Raw genomic sequence first — 14456 nt, 5'->3', positions numbered from 1 at the left:
TGGGGTGGATCAAGTATGGTTAACCACCCTCGCTGGATAAACGCAGAATTGCTGCAATAACTTTAAACCAGGGCTTGATAATGGATCTGTTCCAGGCAATGTCGGTGTACGTGAAAGTCGTCGAGACCGGCAGCATGACCGCCGCCGCGCAGGAATGCGGGATTTCGACCACCATGGTGGGCAACCATCTGCGAGCGCTGGAACAACGGCTTGGCGTCAGCTTGCTCAAACGCACCACGCGCAAACAGAACCTCACCGAATTTGGCGGGCAGTATTATCAGCGCTGCCTGGAAGTGCTGGGGCTGGTGGCCGACTCCGAGTTATTGGCCGAGCAGGTCCACAGCGAAACCCCCAAAGGCAGCCTGCGCATCACCGCCCCCCCGGTGTTCGGCACTGAACGCCTAGTGCCGGCCTTGAGTGAGTTTTCCCAGCGCTACCCACTTATCGACCTGTACGTGGTGATGAGCAATGAGCGCATGGACCTGGTCGACAGCGGTTTTGACGTGGCGATCCGTCTCGGCGAACTGGAAAGCTCCAGCCTGATCGCCCGGCCTCTGCAGGCCTATACCCTCACCCTTTGCGCCTCCCCTGCCTACCTGGCGCGACGCGGCACACCGCACACCCCGGATGACCTGCAGCAGCATGACTGCCTGGCATTCGCCTACCCCGCGAACGACAACTGGCGCGACACCGATAAACTCTGGCGCATGACCGGCGATGAAGGTGAGGTGGAGGTGCCGGTGTCTGGCTCATTGACCATCAACAGCTCCCAAGGCTTGCGCCAGGCCGCCATCAACGGCATGGGCATCAGCATGTTGGCCGATGCCCTGGTGCAACCGGACCTGGAGAGCGGCAAGCTGGTGGCCTTGCTGACCACCTATAAGCTGCCCAGCCGCCCCATGCACCTGATGTATCGCCAAGACCGCTATCGCCTGCCCAAGCTGCGGGCGTTCGTCGACTTTGTAATGGAGAAATGGGCGCGCTAGAACGCCACGCCCAACTCACGCAAACGCGCGGCGGTGCGCTCGGCCGATACGTGGTGAATGCCCTGCCAGCCCAATGCGATGGCGGCCTCGATATTGCCGGCGACGTCGTCGATGAACACCACTTCACTGGCCTGGATGTCTGGCAGGTGTTCACGCACCTGACTGAGGCTGGCGTGGTAGATCGCCGGGGCAGGCTTGATCAGCTTCACCTCGCCAGACACCAAGATGTCGCGAAAACGCTTCAGGAACGGGTAGTTGGCCCGGGCGTAAGGGAAGGTTTCAGCCGACCAGTTGGTAAGCCCGAACAGCGGCATCTCAACCTGGTGCAACGCTTCGAGAATCGCCACGCCCTCGGGTAATTCAGCACGCAGCATTTCGGGCCAGCGCTCGTAGTAGGCCTGGATCAAGGTGTGGTGATCGGGGTATTGGGCAATCAGGGTGCGGGTGGCTTCAGCAAGGGAGCGACCGGCGTCTTGCTCGGTGTTCCAGTCCTGGGTGCAGATGGTGTCGAGGAACCACTGGCGCTCGACGTCGTCGGCAATCAGCTTGCGGTACAGGTGCTGCGGGCTCCAGTCGAACAGGACACCGCCGAAATCAAAAACTACTGCACGAATCGTCATCAGATCCTCCGTTAGCGTGGCTTGATAGCTGCTGGAGTCTGACAGATCTGAAAGAGGGAGGCGCCCGCCGAGGTGTAAGAAGTGTCTGAAAAGACAGGTGGGAGGAGGCATGGCCTCATTGAGCGAACGCAATGCTCTAAACAACGAAGATCAAATGTGGGAGCTGGCTTGCCTGCGAAAGCGGTCGTACAGCCTCAGATGCTGCGACTGACACACCGCCTTCGCGGGCAAGCCCGCTCCCACAGGGGATTTGCGTTAACTGACTGGCATCAGGGCAAGCCAGTTCCCACCTTATTGACCGGGTTTTAAGCTTGAATCAGGCCGTTGATTTTGACGGTCGGGTTCACGTCCGCGTCGTAATCCACGCCGTCGACCTCAAAACCAAACAAGCGCAGGAACTCAGCCTTGTAACCGGCAAAATCGCTGATCTCGTTGACGTTGTCGTCGGTGACCTGGTTCCACAGCGCAGCCACGGCGTCCTGCACCTTGGGCTCCAGCTCGGCCAGGTCCGCACGCAGGCGGCCATCGGCGTCGAGTTTCGGCTCGCTGCCGTACAGGCTGTCCTTGAACAGGCCGTAGACCTGCTCGATGCAGCCCTCGTGAGTGCCCTGCTCTTTCATCACCTTGAACAGCAGCGACAGGTACAGCGGCATGATCGGGATGGCCGAGCTGGCCTGGGTGACCACCGCCTTGAGCACCGACACACGGGCGTCGCCCTTGAGCGCAGCGAGGTTCTCGCGCAGGGTCAAAACTTTCTTGTCCAGGTCTTTCTTGGCTTCGCCGATGGAGCCGTTCCAGTAGATGTCCTGGGTCAGCTTCTCACCGAGGTAGGTGAACGCGGTGGTCTTGGCGCCTTCGGCCAATACATCGGCGTCACGCAGGGCGTCGATCCACAGCTGCCAGTCTTCGCCGCCCATGACCTTCACGGTACCGTCGATTTCTTCCTGGGTCGCAGGCTCAAGCGTGGTGTCGACCACCACGCCCTTGTCGGTGTTGATACCGCGCAGGGTCACGGCCTTGCCGATTGGCTTGAGGGTGGAGTTGTGCACCACGCCTTGCGGGTCGGTACGGCGTGGGGCGGCCAGGCTGTAGACCACCAGGTCGATCTTGCCCAGGTCTTTCTTGATGGTTTCGATGGTCAGGCGCTTGATCTCGTCGGAGAACGCGTCGCCGTTGATGCTCTTGGCGTACAGGCCTTTTTCCACAGCAAACTTCTCGAACGCCGCGCTGTTGTACCAGCCGGCGGAGCTCAGCTTGCCTTCTTCGCCTTCTTTCTCAAAAAACACGCCCAGGGTGTCGGCGCCGCAGCCAAACGCAGCACTGATGCGCGCGGCCAGGCCGTAGCCGGTGGAGGCACCGAGGACCAGTACCTTTTTAGGGCCGCCCTCGATGACGCCGTTTTTGGTTACGTAGTCGATCTGCTCTTTGACGTTCGCTTCACAGCCAACAGGGTGAGCGGTCACACAGATAAAGCCACGAACCCGCGGTTTGATGATCATAAAAATTTCTGCCTCTTCCAAGGTGCCGAAGGCCAATAGTGGCCATTCAACTTCAATCGTACCGGTCTATGACGCCTGAAAAACCGAAGCGTCACGATAGTCGCAAATCTTCTGTTCTCAAAATTCAATCCACAAAACGTCGGAGCCTGCACGGTAACGGTTACAAATTGTGCAGTGGCTTCACAATTTCGCCCTATTTAAAAACGCCTGCCGTTGTCAGAAAGCCCTATGATGACGATATTGTTTCAATATATTTCGGCTTTGGAGCCTCGTTTCATGAGCAAAAATGCTGTCGGCAAAAAGCTGGTGTCCCTGGCGTGGGCGCTCGGCGTTCTGCTGTTGATCTATTGTTTCCCGCGCAGTTGCCTGGTGTTTCTGCTGTTGGTGGTGTGCTGCGGCGTTTATGACTTCCTGCGTAACGGCCTGTACGACCGCGACACCATCAAGAAGTATTTTATCGGCAACGGTCGTAATACCTGGGTGCTGGCACCGTTCAACACCCTGCTCGACCTGCTGAGCAGCCGCAACCGGCATGTCTATACCCTGCAAGACCTGCCGCCGGCCTGGCGCGAAGACCTGCAACAGGTGATCGACGACGCCATGGCCCGCAAGGATGAAATCATCAGCTACCTGGACGAACGCATGGCCGAGAAGAAACGCGGCATGTTGTTTTTCCAGTGGTACGGCCGCCCGATCGAAACCACCCTGGATATCCCGCAGCTGCGCAAGAAACTGCCGTTCGTGAAAACCATCGGCGTCTCGGTGTTCAACGAGAACCGCTCGACGTCGTTCCACTTCGGCCCCCTGCGCATGATGTTCCGTGTGCTCTACAACATGGCGCCGGCACCGCACCATGAGGGCGTGTATATCCAGGTGGGCAAGCACAAGCACTACTGGCACGACGACCCGCTGTTTATCTTCGATGACACGCTGATGCACGCCTCCTTCAACAAAAACGACGCCAAACGCTACTGCCTGTTTATTGATATTGTGCGCCCGACCCTGCTGCCCTCGGTGCTCAACGCCGTGATCGCAGGGTTTGCCGGCCTGGTCTTTACCCTGCGTCGGGTTTTCTACAAAAACTGGAAGCTGATTCAGTAAGTTCTGCGGCATGATGGTGTTGGACGGCATTTGCGCTGGGCCTCGCGCCTGAGGTAAATAATCGTCTCGTGCGACCTTAATTGGCGCTCACCCTTCTCAAGCCATCGCCCCCCAAGCGGACGCGGTGGCTGTGCTTTCAAGGAATCAGAATGCCCCAACGTCAAGTCATCAACGCCTCCGTCAGCCCCAAGGGCAGCCTCGAAACCCTGTCCCAACGTGAAGTGCAGCAACTGAGCGAAGCCGGTACCGGCAGCATCTACACCCTGTTCCGCCAATGCGCCCTCGCGATTCTCAACACCGGCGCGCATATCGACAACGCCAAGACCATCCTCGACGCCTACAAAGACTTTGAAGTGCGTATTCACCAGCAAGACCGCGGCGTACGCCTGGAACTGCTCAACGCCCCGGCCGATGCGTTCGTCGATGGCGAGATGATCGCCAGCACCCGCGAAATGCTGTTCAGCGCCCTGCGCGACATCGTCTACACCGAGAACGAGCTGGACAGCCAGCGTATCGACCTGAGCAACTCCCAAGGCATCACCGACTACGTGTTCCACCTGCTGCGCAACGCCCGTACGCTGCGACCGGGTGTGGAGCCCAAGATCGTGGTGTGCTGGGGCGGTCATTCGATCAACACCGAAGAATACAAATACACCAAAAAAGTCGGGCACGAACTGGGCCTGCGCAGCCTCGACGTGTGCACCGGTTGCGGCCCAGGCGTGATGAAAGGCCCAATGAAGGGCGCGACCATTTCCCACGCCAAGCAACGCATCACCAATGGCCGTTACCTAGGCTTGACCGAGCCAGGCATCATCGCCGCCGAAGCGCCGAACCCCATCGTCAACGAGCTGGTGATTTTGCCGGACATCGAAAAACGCCTGGAAGCCTTCGTGCGTGTCGGCCACGGCATCATCATCTTCCCCGGCGGCGCCGGTACGGCCGAGGAGTTCCTGTACCTGCTGGGCATCCTCATGCACCCGGACAACCGCGACCTGCCGTTCCCGGTGGTGCTTACCGGGCCCAAACATGCCGCGCCTTACCTGGAACAATTGCACGCGTTCGTCGGTGCCACCCTGGGCGAAGCGGCGCAGAAGCATTACCAGATCATCATCGACGACCCGGCCGAAGTGGCCCGCCAGATGACCACCGGCCTCAAGGCGGTGAAGCAGTTCCGCCGCGAGCGTAACGATGCGTTCCACTTCAACTGGCTGCTGAAGATCGACGAAGGCTTCCAGCGCCCGTTCGACCCCACCCACGAAAACATGGCCAGCCTGCAACTGAGCCACGCACTGCCGCCCCATGAATTGGCGGCCAACCTGCGCCGGGCGTTCTCGGGGATCGTGGCGGGTAACGTCAAGGACAAGGGTATTCGCCTGATCGAGGAGAACGGCCCGTATGAGATCCACGGCGACCCGGCGATCATGAAACCGTTGGATGAATTATTGAAGGCGTTCGTGGCCCAGCACCGCATGAAACTGCCGGGCGGCGCGGCGTATGTGCCGTGCTATCGCGTGGTGCAGTAAGCCAGCGGCGGTCGGTCATAGTTTGTATTCGTTTGGGACATAGCAACGCGTGTGAGGAACAAGAGTTCGGACTAGGGTTTTACTATTCCAACTCATTCACCTCAGCGAGCGACCTATGGACCAACGGATATTGTCCTCCGTCATTCCTTACCCTAAGGTAAGGAATATCACGATGGAGATCTTCACTATGGCCACCGCCACACTCACTTCAAAAGGGCAAATCACCATCCCTGTTCAGGTCAGGACAGCCCTGGGCCTGGAAACAGGCGACCGGGTGGAATTCGTCGAAATGGAAGACGGCAAGTTTTCCATGATTGCCGCCAGCAAAACCGTCAAGGACCTCAAGGGTTTGATCCGCAAGCCCGCCCATGCCGTGTCTATCGAAGACATGAACCGCGCCATCGCGGCCCAGGGAGCAAGCGCTGGATGATCGGCCTGGATACCAATGTGCTGGTGCGTTATGTGACCCAGGATGACCCGGTTCAATCCGCCAAGGCGTCCCAACTGATCGAATCGCTCACCGCCGCCTCACCAGGTTTTGTCAGCCTGGTGACGCTTACGGAACTGGTGTGGGTGTTGCAGTCCTGCTACCAGTCGGCCAAAAGCGATGTGGTAACGGTACTGGAGACCTTGCTGCACACACGGGAACTGACCGTCGAGCACGCCGATATCATCTGGCAGGCCCTGCGCAAGTTCACCGCAAGCAAAGCGGACTTTGCCGACTGCCTGATCGAACGCTGTGGCCATGCGGCCGGTTGCGAGTACACCGCCACGTTTGATCTGCACGCAGCCAAGGCAGCAGGGATGAAACGGCTCGGCTAGCTCGCTTTGTTTGTGTAGGAGCGAGCTTGCTCGCGAAAAACTCACAGGCACCGCGTGCAACCTGAATGCCCGTGTAACCGTTGACGTTTTTCGCGAGCAAGCTCGCTCCTACAGAGGAAAGGGTGAGGAGGTTTGGTCAGCGAACCCAGCCGCCGATCTGCCAGTGGTAGCCATCATTACGCTGCACCCAATGCGGGTGTACATAACGATACCCCTGGCGCACCGGTTCCCAATGGCCGTGCACTGCCACATAGCGCCCACCTTCCCAGCGCCAGTAACCGCGTGACCAGATATAACCTTCGCGCACCGCCGGCTCGACTTCAATCACCTGCACCGGCGGCGGTTGCGGCGCCACCACATCCACGTACTCGTGTTGCACCGGCCTGCGCTCATGCACAACACGCTCTTGCACACACCCGGAAGCCGCGACCACCATGGCGGCCAATGCTGCATAACGTAGCCACATACAAAACCCTCGGGCGCGCACGCCCAACACCTGCATCAGAAGTCCTTCCTTTGTTGCAGCCGGGCCCTGCTTGGGCCTGGGTTATTTTTAACAGGAGATGTCTGTCAGATGGCTGAACCTGTAGATCTTTAGCGTGCCTCCCGGCGACCGCCACGGTGGTGCTCCTTCATACCGGACCAAAACGTCCCAGCACAGTCTCGACAAAGCAGCGCAACTTGGCGGTACGCTGGCGGTTTGCGGTGTAGACCAAATGCATCGACCGACTCGGAGCCTCAAACTCCGGCAACACCCGCACCAACTCGCCACTCGCCAACGCCGTTCGCAGAAAGTCTTGCGGGCCGAGCACTATGCCAAAACCATCCAATGCCGCCGACATCAATGCCCGGCTTTCATTGATGAGCAAACGGCTGGCCACTCGTACCTTGTAGGAAACCGTGCCCTGAAAAAACACCCACTCTCGATCCGCCGGACGCGATGAAAAGGCGTACCCCAGGCACTCATGATGCTCAAGATCTGCCGGCTTCTGCGGTGTGCCTCGCGCCATCAGGTAAGCCGGTGCAGCGCAGGCCACCAACCGATACGGTGCCAAAGGTCTCGCAGTGAGGCCGCTCGTGCCCAACGGACCAATGCGAAACGCGGCGTCGTAGCCCTCCTCCACCAAGTCGACGAAACGATCCGTCAGGTGCAAATCGACTTCTACCTGTGGATTGTCACGTAAAAACCCGGTGATCAACGGCATCAGGCTGTAGGAGCCAAAGGTCACCGGGGCGGTGACTTTCAGCTTGCCACGCGGCGTGTCGTTCATGACCTGTGCCAGGGCGTCGGCGGCCTCGGCCTCCGTCAGGATATGTTTGCAGCGTTCGTAATACTCCCCTCCCAGTTCAGTCAGGCTTTGTCGACGGGTTGTGCGGTTGAGCAATCGCGCGCCCAGGCGTTGTTCCAACGCGGTGACATGCTTGGCCACCATCTGCGGCGACATGCCCAAGCGTTCGGCGGCCCTCGCATAGGAGCCTAATTCAGCGGCTATCACGAAGGCGTTCATGCTTGACAGGCGATCCATCATTCCCCACTCCCAGTAACAACACCCACATCAAAATGACGATTTATCACGTTATGGTTGCTAATCATCATAGCCACTTCCTACTTCCACTGGAGCAAGCACATGAAGATTGGCGTGATTGGAGCAGGTTTTATCGGGCGTGCCGTGGCGCAACTGGCGCTTGCCGCCGGACATAACGTGATGCTGAGCAATTCCCGCGGCCCACACACCATGAGCAGCGTGGTGAGCGGCATACTCGGTGTGCAAGTGGGCAGCGCAGATGACGCCGCCAGGTTTGGTGACCTGGTACTGGTGGCGATCCCTCTGGAGCACTACCGCAGCGTCCCCGCCCAATGGCTGGAGGGCAAGACAGTGATGGACGCCAACAATTACTACCCCGATCGTGATGGGCATATCCCGACACTGGACCGTTTTGAAACCACCACCAGCCGATTGCTGGCTGACCATTTGCCGCAATCACATGTGGTAAAAGTATTTAATGCGATCTTCGCCCCAGACCTGACGCAGGATGCCCGCCCGCACGGCGCGCCTGAACGCCGCGCATTGCCAGTGGCAGCAGATGACGCGACGGCAAAGGCGCAAGTGATGACGTTACTCGACCAAATGGGTTTCGATGCCGTGGATGCTGGAGGGCTGGATGAAAGCTGGCGATTCGAGCGGGCTAAACCGGCGTATTGCGTACCCCTTAACCAAGCGGGCTTGAAGGCAGCGCTGGCAGCGGCCGAGCGTACGGTTGAGCTGCCTCCGGTGGAGCGACACCCGCCGCGCGCCTGATCGTTAGCGCACAAAAAAGCCCGCTGACCGTCACCGGTTCAGCGGGCTTTTTCGTGGGTGTTGCTTACAGCGCCAGATCAGACGCCGGCTTGCTTGGCTCAGCCGCAGGCTTGGCAGCCTCGGTAGCCTGTGGAGCAGCCAGTTGCGGGATCGCTGGCGGTGGTGTCAGTTGCAGCACACCGGCAGTGTAGGCCCATTCCTTGGCAACAGCTTCAGGGCTGTCGTTCAGCTTGGTGCCGTAGCTTGGCACGATCTGGTGCAGTTTTTCCTGCCAGGCCGGGCTGGCTACTTTGTCCTTGAACACCTTTTGCAGCACGGTCAGCATGATCGGAGCCGCGGTGGACGCGCCTGGCGATGCACCTAGCAGGCCGGCAATGGAGTTGTCGGCAGAGCTGACCACTTCGGTACCCAGCTTCAGCACGCCGCCTTGCTCTTCATCACGCTTGATGATCTGCACGCGCTGGCCGGCTTGCCACAGGCGCCAGTCGGACTGCTTGGCGTTCGGGAAGTACTCTTGCAGCGCCTTGAAGCGGTCATCATCAGACAGCATCAGTTGGCCGGCGAGGTACTCGACCAGTGGGTATTCACGAATACCGACTTTGGTCATCGGCCAGATGTTGTGGGTGGTGGTGCTGGTCAGCAGGTCCAGGTACGAGCCTTCCTTCAGGAACTTGGTCGAGAAGGTCGCGAATGGGCCAAACAGAATCACGCGCTTGCCATCCAGCACACGGGTGTCCAGGTGCGGAACCGACATCGGTGGCGAACCTACCGAAGCCTTGCCGTAGGCCTTGGCCAGGTGCTGCTCGGCGATGGTCGGGTTCTCGGTCACCAGGAACGAACCACCCACCGGGAAGCCTGCGTATTCCTTGGCTTCAGGAATGCCCGACTTCTGCAGCAGGTGCAGGGCACCGCCGCCGGCGCCGATGAACACGAACTTGGCGTCGGTTTCAGTCTTGGTGCCGTCTTTGAGGTTTTTGTAGCTCACACGCCACGAACCGTCGTCGTTGCGGGTGATGTCCTGCACTTCGCTCGACAGCTTCAAGTCAAACTTCGGCGTGGTTTGCAGGTGAGCGACGAACTGGCGGGTGATCTCGCCGAAGTTTACGTCGGTACCGATCGGGCTCCAGGTGGCCGCGATTTTCTGGCTCGGGTCACGCCCTTCCATCATCAACGGAACCCACTTGGCGATTTGCGCCGGGTCTTCGGAGTACTGCATGCCGGCGAACAGCGGGCTGGCCTTCAGGGCTTCGTAGCGTTTTTTCAGGAACTTGATGTTGTCATCGCCCCACACAAAACTCATGTGCGGAGTGGAGTTGATGAACGAACGCGGGTTCTTCAACACGCCCTGCTGAACCTGCCAGGACCAGAACTGACGGGAGATCTGGAACGCTTCGTTGATCTCGACCGCTTTCGGGATCTCAACGTTGCCGTTCTTGTCTTCCGGGGTGTAGTTCAGCTCAGCCAGGGCCGAGTGACCGGTACCGGCGTTGTTCCAGCCGTTGGAGCTTTCTTCGGCCACGCCATCGAGGCGCTCGACCATCTCCATCGACCAATCCGGTTCCAGCTCATTGAGCCAGACACCCAGGGTTGCACTCATGATGCCGCCGCCGATCAGCAGCACATCGACTTTCTTTGCCTCTTCCGCGTGAACGGACGTGATCCCCATCGACAAAGCCAGCCCCAGCAGGGCAGTGTTTACTTTTTTAAACATCAGTAGCACCTATGATAAAACGCCATCCGCCCTACCGCCCCCGATCATGAGTAACCCTCGTTCACGCTACGTCAGGCAACGTACCGCGGGGTCTGCACAGTCACATAAAGGCTGCAGGGTGGGCACACAAGGCCGATGGATCGACCTCACTGTTATGTCCCTTCTGCGCTGACTTCTTATCATTATTGGCTTCAGCTACCTGGGCGACAGCCAACCGCTGGGACGTATACGGGTGTACGCACCAGGGAAAGACTAGCCCAAGACGGCGCGCAGAATATCACGCTAAACAGCGTTTATGCGCCGTTTGGCCAATTGACAGGCCTAAATCGCGGGTTTTAATGCGCCCCTGTCAAGCCTGGCAGCCGCGACCTGCGGTCACAGGCGTGGAACTCTGCCGAAAATGGCGGTTCTAGACACCTTCGTCGCGGCTTGCGTAGCATCGGCGACGTCCTTCGTGCACACCCTCCACACAGAGTTACCCATGACAATCCAGCAAACACCCGGGCACGTACTGCCCGCGCGCAGCGCCGCCAAAATGGAAGCGGCCATGGCCGTGGGCGCCTTCGCGATCGGCACCGGCGAATTCGCCATCATGGGCCTGATGCCCGACATCGCCCAGAACCTGGGCCTGAGCGAACCCCAGGTGGGCCACGCCATCAGCGCCTACGCCCTGGGCGTCATGGTCGGCGCCCCACTGCTGGCCATCCTCGGCGCCAAGCTGCTGCGCAAGCACATGCTGCTGTTGCTGATGGGCCTGTACGCCCTGGGCAACTTCGCCACCGCCTTCACCCCGACCTTCGGCTCGCTGGTGGCCTTCCGCTTTATCAGCGGCCTGCCCCACGGCGCCTACTTCGGCATCGCCGCCGTGGTCGCCTCCAGCATGGTACCCACCGACAAACGCGCAGGCGCCGTAGCCCGCGTGATGATGGGCCTGACCCTGGCCATGCTGCTGGGCAACCCCATCGCCACCTTCCTCGGCCAACACCTGGGCTGGCGCTCGGCCTTCGCCCTGGTCAGCGTGATCGCCCTGCTCACCATCGCCCTGGTCTGGCAATTCGTGCCCCACCGCCACGACGAACAACGCAGCGACCCACGCAAAGAACTGCGCGCCTTCACCAAACCCCAGGTATGGATGGCCCTGTCCATCGGCGCGATTGGCTTTGCCGGGATGTTCTGCGTATTCAGCTACCTGGCGCCGACCATGCTGGAAGTGACCAAGGTCTCGCCGCAATGGATCCCCTTCGGCCTCGCCGCCTTTGGCGTGGGCGGCATCATCGGCAACATTGCCGGTGGCAAGCTGTTTGATCGCATGCAGTTTCGGGCGGTGGGTTTGATATTGGTATGGTCGATGGCCGTGCTGCTGTTCTTCCCCTTCGCCGCGTCTTCGCTGTGGGGAGTGCTGCTGAGCATGGGGTTGGTGGGCACCATGGTCGCGTTGGCGGCACCGTTGCAGATTCGCTTGATGGACATCGCGCATGAAGCGCCGAGCCTGGCGGCAGCATCGAACCATGCGGCGTTCAACCTGGCGAATGCGCTGGGGCCGTGGTTTGGGGGGATGGCGATTACAGCTGGCCTCGGCTGGACCAGCACCGGCTACATCGGCGCAGCGACAGCGCTGGTGGGCCTGGGCCTCTACCTGATTGCGCGGCGGATGAAAGGCGGCCATTAACGGCGCGCCTAATACCGATCAGCTACGCGAACACAATATTCCACACAACGAAGATCCAATGTGTGGAGCTTGCCTACGAAAGCATTGGTTCAGTTATAGATCCAGTGACTGACACGCCGCCTTCGCGAGCAAGCCCGCTCCCACAGGGATCTGGGCCGGGCGCTGATTTTGTGGGCGATACATTGGCTAATGTGGGAGCTGGCTTGCCTGCGATAGCGGTATATGAATTAACTGACCCACCGCCATCGCGAGCAAGCCCTCTCCCACAGGGATCCGAGCCGGGCGCTGATTCTGCGAGCGATACATGGCCAATGTGGGAGCTGGCTTGCCTGCGATAGCGGTATATCAGTAACAGATGAGTTAACTGACCCACCGCCATCGCAGCGTCAATATCTACACAACTTCGGCACGACGCTGCAACTGTGGCGAGGGAGCTTGCTCCTGTGAAGACCTGACAGCCGACGCTTATCTCCCTGACTCCCACACTCCAACTGTGGGAGCGGGCTTGCTCGCGAAGACGGCCCGACAGCCGACGAAAATGCGGGATCAGACCGCGCACCTATCCGTTACTCAGGCAACGGCTACTTAGCGTTCTCCCCCAACGGCTGCTCACTTTGCAAAGCAGCAAAGCTAGCGAAACACTCTCGCCCCACCACCCCATCAATCATCATGCAACAACCCCGAACCATACTCCCCATAACTACTCCCCAGCCCACTGCCACCGAAATTCATCTTCGCGGCCTTGTTGGGGCTATGGTCACCAAACGCCCGGCATCCACCTGAAAAGCACGGGTCACTGCTCACGCTCGATGAAGATGAACAAGCGCTCAACAGCAACGTGCCGGTGATCATCACAAGTTTGACGAGGTTCGAGATCATGGTTTCAGTTCCCTATGGGCTGGAGGCGCTGGGGTCCTCTCTCGCAGGGAATCGTAGACCTCAACGGCGCAGGGAATTATGAAACTTTGCTGGAAGACAGCATAAGTTCAGGTTGCCGCCTTGGGCTAGGCGGCAGGGTTGGTTGTCAGGCTTTGACTGGGACGGTTACAGGCGCAACCTGCTCCTGGGCTCGGTCAACGAGCAGCGAGCTCAACTCGATTAACTGCTGGATGCCGAGGGCGATGGCGCGCTGGGAATCATCGAGGTCGAACGCCAAAGTAGCGGCCATTTCGTTGGCGGATGCCAGGTTTTCGGCGGCGTTGGCCAGGAGGGTTTCGGGGTCGAGGGCTGGGTTGACGAGGAATAGGCTGTCGCTTGGGCGCTCGGTGGGGGCAGCGTCGTCGGATGGGGGCAAGTGATGGTTGATTGCGCGCTGGGCTGCGGCTTGAAGCTTGGGGTCGACGGGCGACACGCTTTGATCAAGTGAAGAACTGCGTGTGTTGTTGTGCATGGGCGAAGCTCCAAAGATTTTCGGGAGTTAAAAACGCCTTAGCAGTTCGGACTTCCACCTCCGGCCGCTGGGTTTGCAACGGCCCAACGAGATTAGCTACGGATGGTCCAAGGGGCAAGCCGAGAAAGCGTGGGACATTTCCTAGAAATTTTGACCTATTCCCAAAGATCGCTTTGTCGCTTCCTACGTTGTTCCGATGATGGATTGGAAGTGCTAATTCTACAGACCTTGTAATACGCGACCTGTAGCGCACCATGAAAAAACCCGTACCACTTTTGTACCACTCACCTCCTGAAATAGCCCTCGCCTGGGCGAAAAAACCACATCCGCATAGTCGCGCCACGGTGCTTATCGCCAATGCCTGTCGCTCCAATCCCACATCCCCTTCCAACGTCAACACCTGAAGCTATGTGGGTGAGAGTGCAGGCGCGTGAACCTAAATGTAGCGGCTCACGTTTGAAAACATGCGGGCTCGCATTCAGCAGTGTTTCTGGCTCATATTAACTGCACCAGTCAAAGGTCCCGGCTCAGATTAAAGGCAAGTAGACTTGCATTCGATGGAGCTGGCTCGCATTCCATTGTGGCGGGCTCACGCTATTTGCAATTACCCCGGCAGTCCTGTTTTGTCTCATTAGGTTCTAGACGTTCGCCGTGACGCGTCTCGGAAAAGGCATTCAGACCCTTGTAATACGAAAATAACGTCTAATGTCCATGACCCATTTGGATATACCAAAAAGCACAAGCATCAAGAGCATCCAGAATACGGAGAGCAATAACCTTTCAATGTCCAGGCAAAAAAAACCCAGCTTGAGCTGGGTTTTTTGCAGACCTAAAT

At 59.0% G+C, this 14456-nt stretch carries 14 protein-coding genes; 7 read left to right on the top strand and 7 right to left on the bottom strand.

What is annotated here, in order from left to right:
• The first annotated feature begins 80 nt into the window (after positions 1-80).
• On the top strand, positions 81-986 hold the full coding sequence (locus BT199_RS10170; protein ID WP_054919799.1) for a LysR family transcriptional regulator: 906 nt from the start codon (positions 81-83) through the stop codon (positions 984-986).
• Here BT199_RS10170 and BT199_RS10165 read toward each other — a convergent pair.
• Both BT199_RS10165 and fabV read right to left on the bottom strand, forming a co-directional pair.
• Entirely contained in the window at positions 983-1606 is a 624-nt protein-coding gene (locus tag BT199_RS10165) for an HAD family hydrolase (protein ID WP_072434395.1), read from the bottom strand. The genes BT199_RS10170 and BT199_RS10165 overlap by 4 nt on opposite strands.
• 305 nt (positions 1607-1911) lie before the next feature.
• The gene (fabV, locus tag BT199_RS10160) at positions 1912-3105 is read right to left on the bottom strand and encodes an enoyl-ACP reductase FabV (RefSeq protein WP_032902674.1); all 1194 of its coding nucleotides are present in this window, start codon (positions 3103-3105) and stop codon (positions 1912-1914) included.
• 276 nt (positions 3106-3381) lie between these two features.
• On the opposite strand from fabV, the gene BT199_RS10155 reads away from it, so the two are divergent.
• From BT199_RS10155 to BT199_RS10140, 4 genes are all read left to right on the top strand, one after another.
• Positions 3382-4206 carry an aspartyl/asparaginyl beta-hydroxylase domain-containing protein gene (locus BT199_RS10155; RefSeq protein ID WP_019820661.1) on the top strand — a complete coding sequence of 275 codons (825 nt, stop codon included), beginning with the start codon at positions 3382-3384 and terminating at the stop codon, positions 4204-4206.
• 149 nt (positions 4207-4355) lie between these two features.
• Positions 4356-5729 (top strand): nucleotide 5'-monophosphate nucleosidase PpnN, encoded by a 1374-nt coding sequence (gene ppnN, locus BT199_RS10150; protein WP_014717596.1) that lies wholly within the window; start codon positions 4356-4358, stop codon positions 5727-5729.
• A gap of 172 nt (positions 5730-5901) precedes the next feature.
• A complete protein-coding gene (locus BT199_RS10145; RefSeq protein WP_014717595.1) occupies positions 5902-6159 on the top strand; it encodes an AbrB/MazE/SpoVT family DNA-binding domain-containing protein in 258 nt (85 codons plus the stop codon).
• Positions 6156-6551 (top strand): PIN domain-containing protein, encoded by a 396-nt coding sequence (locus BT199_RS10140; RefSeq protein WP_014717594.1) that lies wholly within the window; start codon positions 6156-6158, stop codon positions 6549-6551. The genes BT199_RS10145 and BT199_RS10140 overlap by 4 nt, the downstream gene beginning before the upstream one ends.
• A 136-nt stretch (positions 6552-6687) precedes the next feature.
• Here BT199_RS10140 and BT199_RS10135 read toward each other — a convergent pair whose 3' ends face one another.
• On the bottom strand, positions 6688-7017 hold the full coding sequence (locus tag BT199_RS10135; protein WP_014717593.1) for a YXWGXW repeat-containing protein: 330 nt from the start codon (positions 7015-7017) through the stop codon (positions 6688-6690).
• A 166-nt stretch (positions 7018-7183) separates the two neighbouring features.
• A complete protein-coding gene (locus tag BT199_RS10130) occupies positions 7184-8080 on the bottom strand; it encodes a LysR family transcriptional regulator (protein WP_072434394.1) in 897 nt (298 codons plus the stop codon).
• 99 nt (positions 8081-8179) lie between these two features.
• Between BT199_RS10130 and BT199_RS10125 the strand changes: the two genes are divergently transcribed.
• Positions 8180-8851, top strand: a complete 672-nt coding sequence (locus BT199_RS10125) for an NADPH-dependent F420 reductase (RefSeq protein ID WP_019820669.1) — start codon at positions 8180-8182, stop codon at positions 8849-8851.
• Positions 8852-8915: 64 nt separating this feature from the next.
• Here BT199_RS10125 and mqo read toward each other — a convergent pair whose 3' ends face one another.
• Positions 8916-10562 (bottom strand): malate dehydrogenase (quinone), encoded by a 1647-nt coding sequence (gene mqo, locus BT199_RS10120; protein WP_072434393.1) that lies wholly within the window; start codon positions 10560-10562, stop codon positions 8916-8918.
• A 481-nt stretch (positions 10563-11043) separates the two neighbouring features.
• Between mqo and BT199_RS10115 the strand changes: the two genes are divergently transcribed.
• Positions 11044-12231: an MFS transporter gene (locus tag BT199_RS10115; RefSeq protein ID WP_014717589.1), complete on the top strand. Its 1188-nt coding sequence runs from the start codon at positions 11044-11046 to the stop codon at positions 12229-12231.
• Between the two features lie 660 nt (positions 12232-12891).
• Here the strand turns inward: BT199_RS10115 and BT199_RS10110 are convergent.
• Positions 12892-13110 carry a hypothetical protein gene (locus BT199_RS10110; protein ID WP_072434392.1) on the bottom strand — a complete coding sequence of 73 codons (219 nt, stop codon included), beginning with the start codon at positions 13108-13110 and terminating at the stop codon, positions 12892-12894.
• Between the two features lie 145 nt (positions 13111-13255).
• Positions 13256-13621: a DUF6124 family protein gene (locus tag BT199_RS10105; protein WP_072434391.1), complete on the bottom strand. Its 366-nt coding sequence runs from the start codon at positions 13619-13621 to the stop codon at positions 13256-13258.
• Positions 13622-14456: the final 835 nt, after the last annotated feature.

This window comes from Pseudomonas sp. NFR02 (assembly GCF_900119375.1).
GTDB lineage: Bacteria > Pseudomonadota > Gammaproteobacteria > Pseudomonadales > Pseudomonadaceae > Aquipseudomonas > Aquipseudomonas paracarnis.
Note: the sequence above shows the minus strand (reverse complement) of the source record. Positions and strands in the feature narration are given on the sequence as shown.

What these genes read in the sequence shown, in the direction of transcription:
- BT199_RS10170 (WP_054919799.1), top strand. Translation starts at nt 81, where the DNA reads ATGGATCTGTTCCAGGCAATGTCGGTGTACGTGAAAGTCGTCGAGACC.
- BT199_RS10165 (WP_072434395.1), bottom strand. Translation starts at nt 1,606, where the DNA reads ATGACGATTCGTGCAGTAGTTTTTGATTTCGGCGGTGTCCTGTTCGAC.
- fabV (WP_032902674.1), bottom strand. Translation starts at nt 3,105, where the DNA reads ATGATCATCAAACCGCGGGTTCGTGGCTTTATCTGTGTGACCGCTCAC.
- BT199_RS10155 (WP_019820661.1), top strand. Translation starts at nt 3,382, where the DNA reads ATGAGCAAAAATGCTGTCGGCAAAAAGCTGGTGTCCCTGGCGTGGGCG.
- ppnN (WP_014717596.1), top strand. Translation starts at nt 4,356, where the DNA reads ATGCCCCAACGTCAAGTCATCAACGCCTCCGTCAGCCCCAAGGGCAGC.
- BT199_RS10145 (WP_014717595.1), top strand. Translation starts at nt 5,902, where the DNA reads ATGGAGATCTTCACTATGGCCACCGCCACACTCACTTCAAAAGGGCAA.
- BT199_RS10140 (WP_014717594.1), top strand. Translation starts at nt 6,156, where the DNA reads ATGATCGGCCTGGATACCAATGTGCTGGTGCGTTATGTGACCCAGGAT.
- BT199_RS10135 (WP_014717593.1), bottom strand. Translation starts at nt 7,017, where the DNA reads ATGTGGCTACGTTATGCAGCATTGGCCGCCATGGTGGTCGCGGCTTCC.
- BT199_RS10130 (WP_072434394.1), bottom strand. Translation starts at nt 8,080, where the DNA reads ATGATGGATCGCCTGTCAAGCATGAACGCCTTCGTGATAGCCGCTGAA.
- BT199_RS10125 (WP_019820669.1), top strand. Translation starts at nt 8,180, where the DNA reads ATGAAGATTGGCGTGATTGGAGCAGGTTTTATCGGGCGTGCCGTGGCG.
- mqo (WP_072434393.1), bottom strand. Translation starts at nt 10,562, where the DNA reads ATGTTTAAAAAAGTAAACACTGCCCTGCTGGGGCTGGCTTTGTCGATG.
- BT199_RS10115 (WP_014717589.1), top strand. Translation starts at nt 11,044, where the DNA reads ATGACAATCCAGCAAACACCCGGGCACGTACTGCCCGCGCGCAGCGCC.
- BT199_RS10110 (WP_072434392.1), bottom strand. Translation starts at nt 13,110, where the DNA reads ATGATCTCGAACCTCGTCAAACTTGTGATGATCACCGGCACGTTGCTG.
- BT199_RS10105 (WP_072434391.1), bottom strand. Translation starts at nt 13,621, where the DNA reads ATGCACAACAACACACGCAGTTCTTCACTTGATCAAAGCGTGTCGCCC.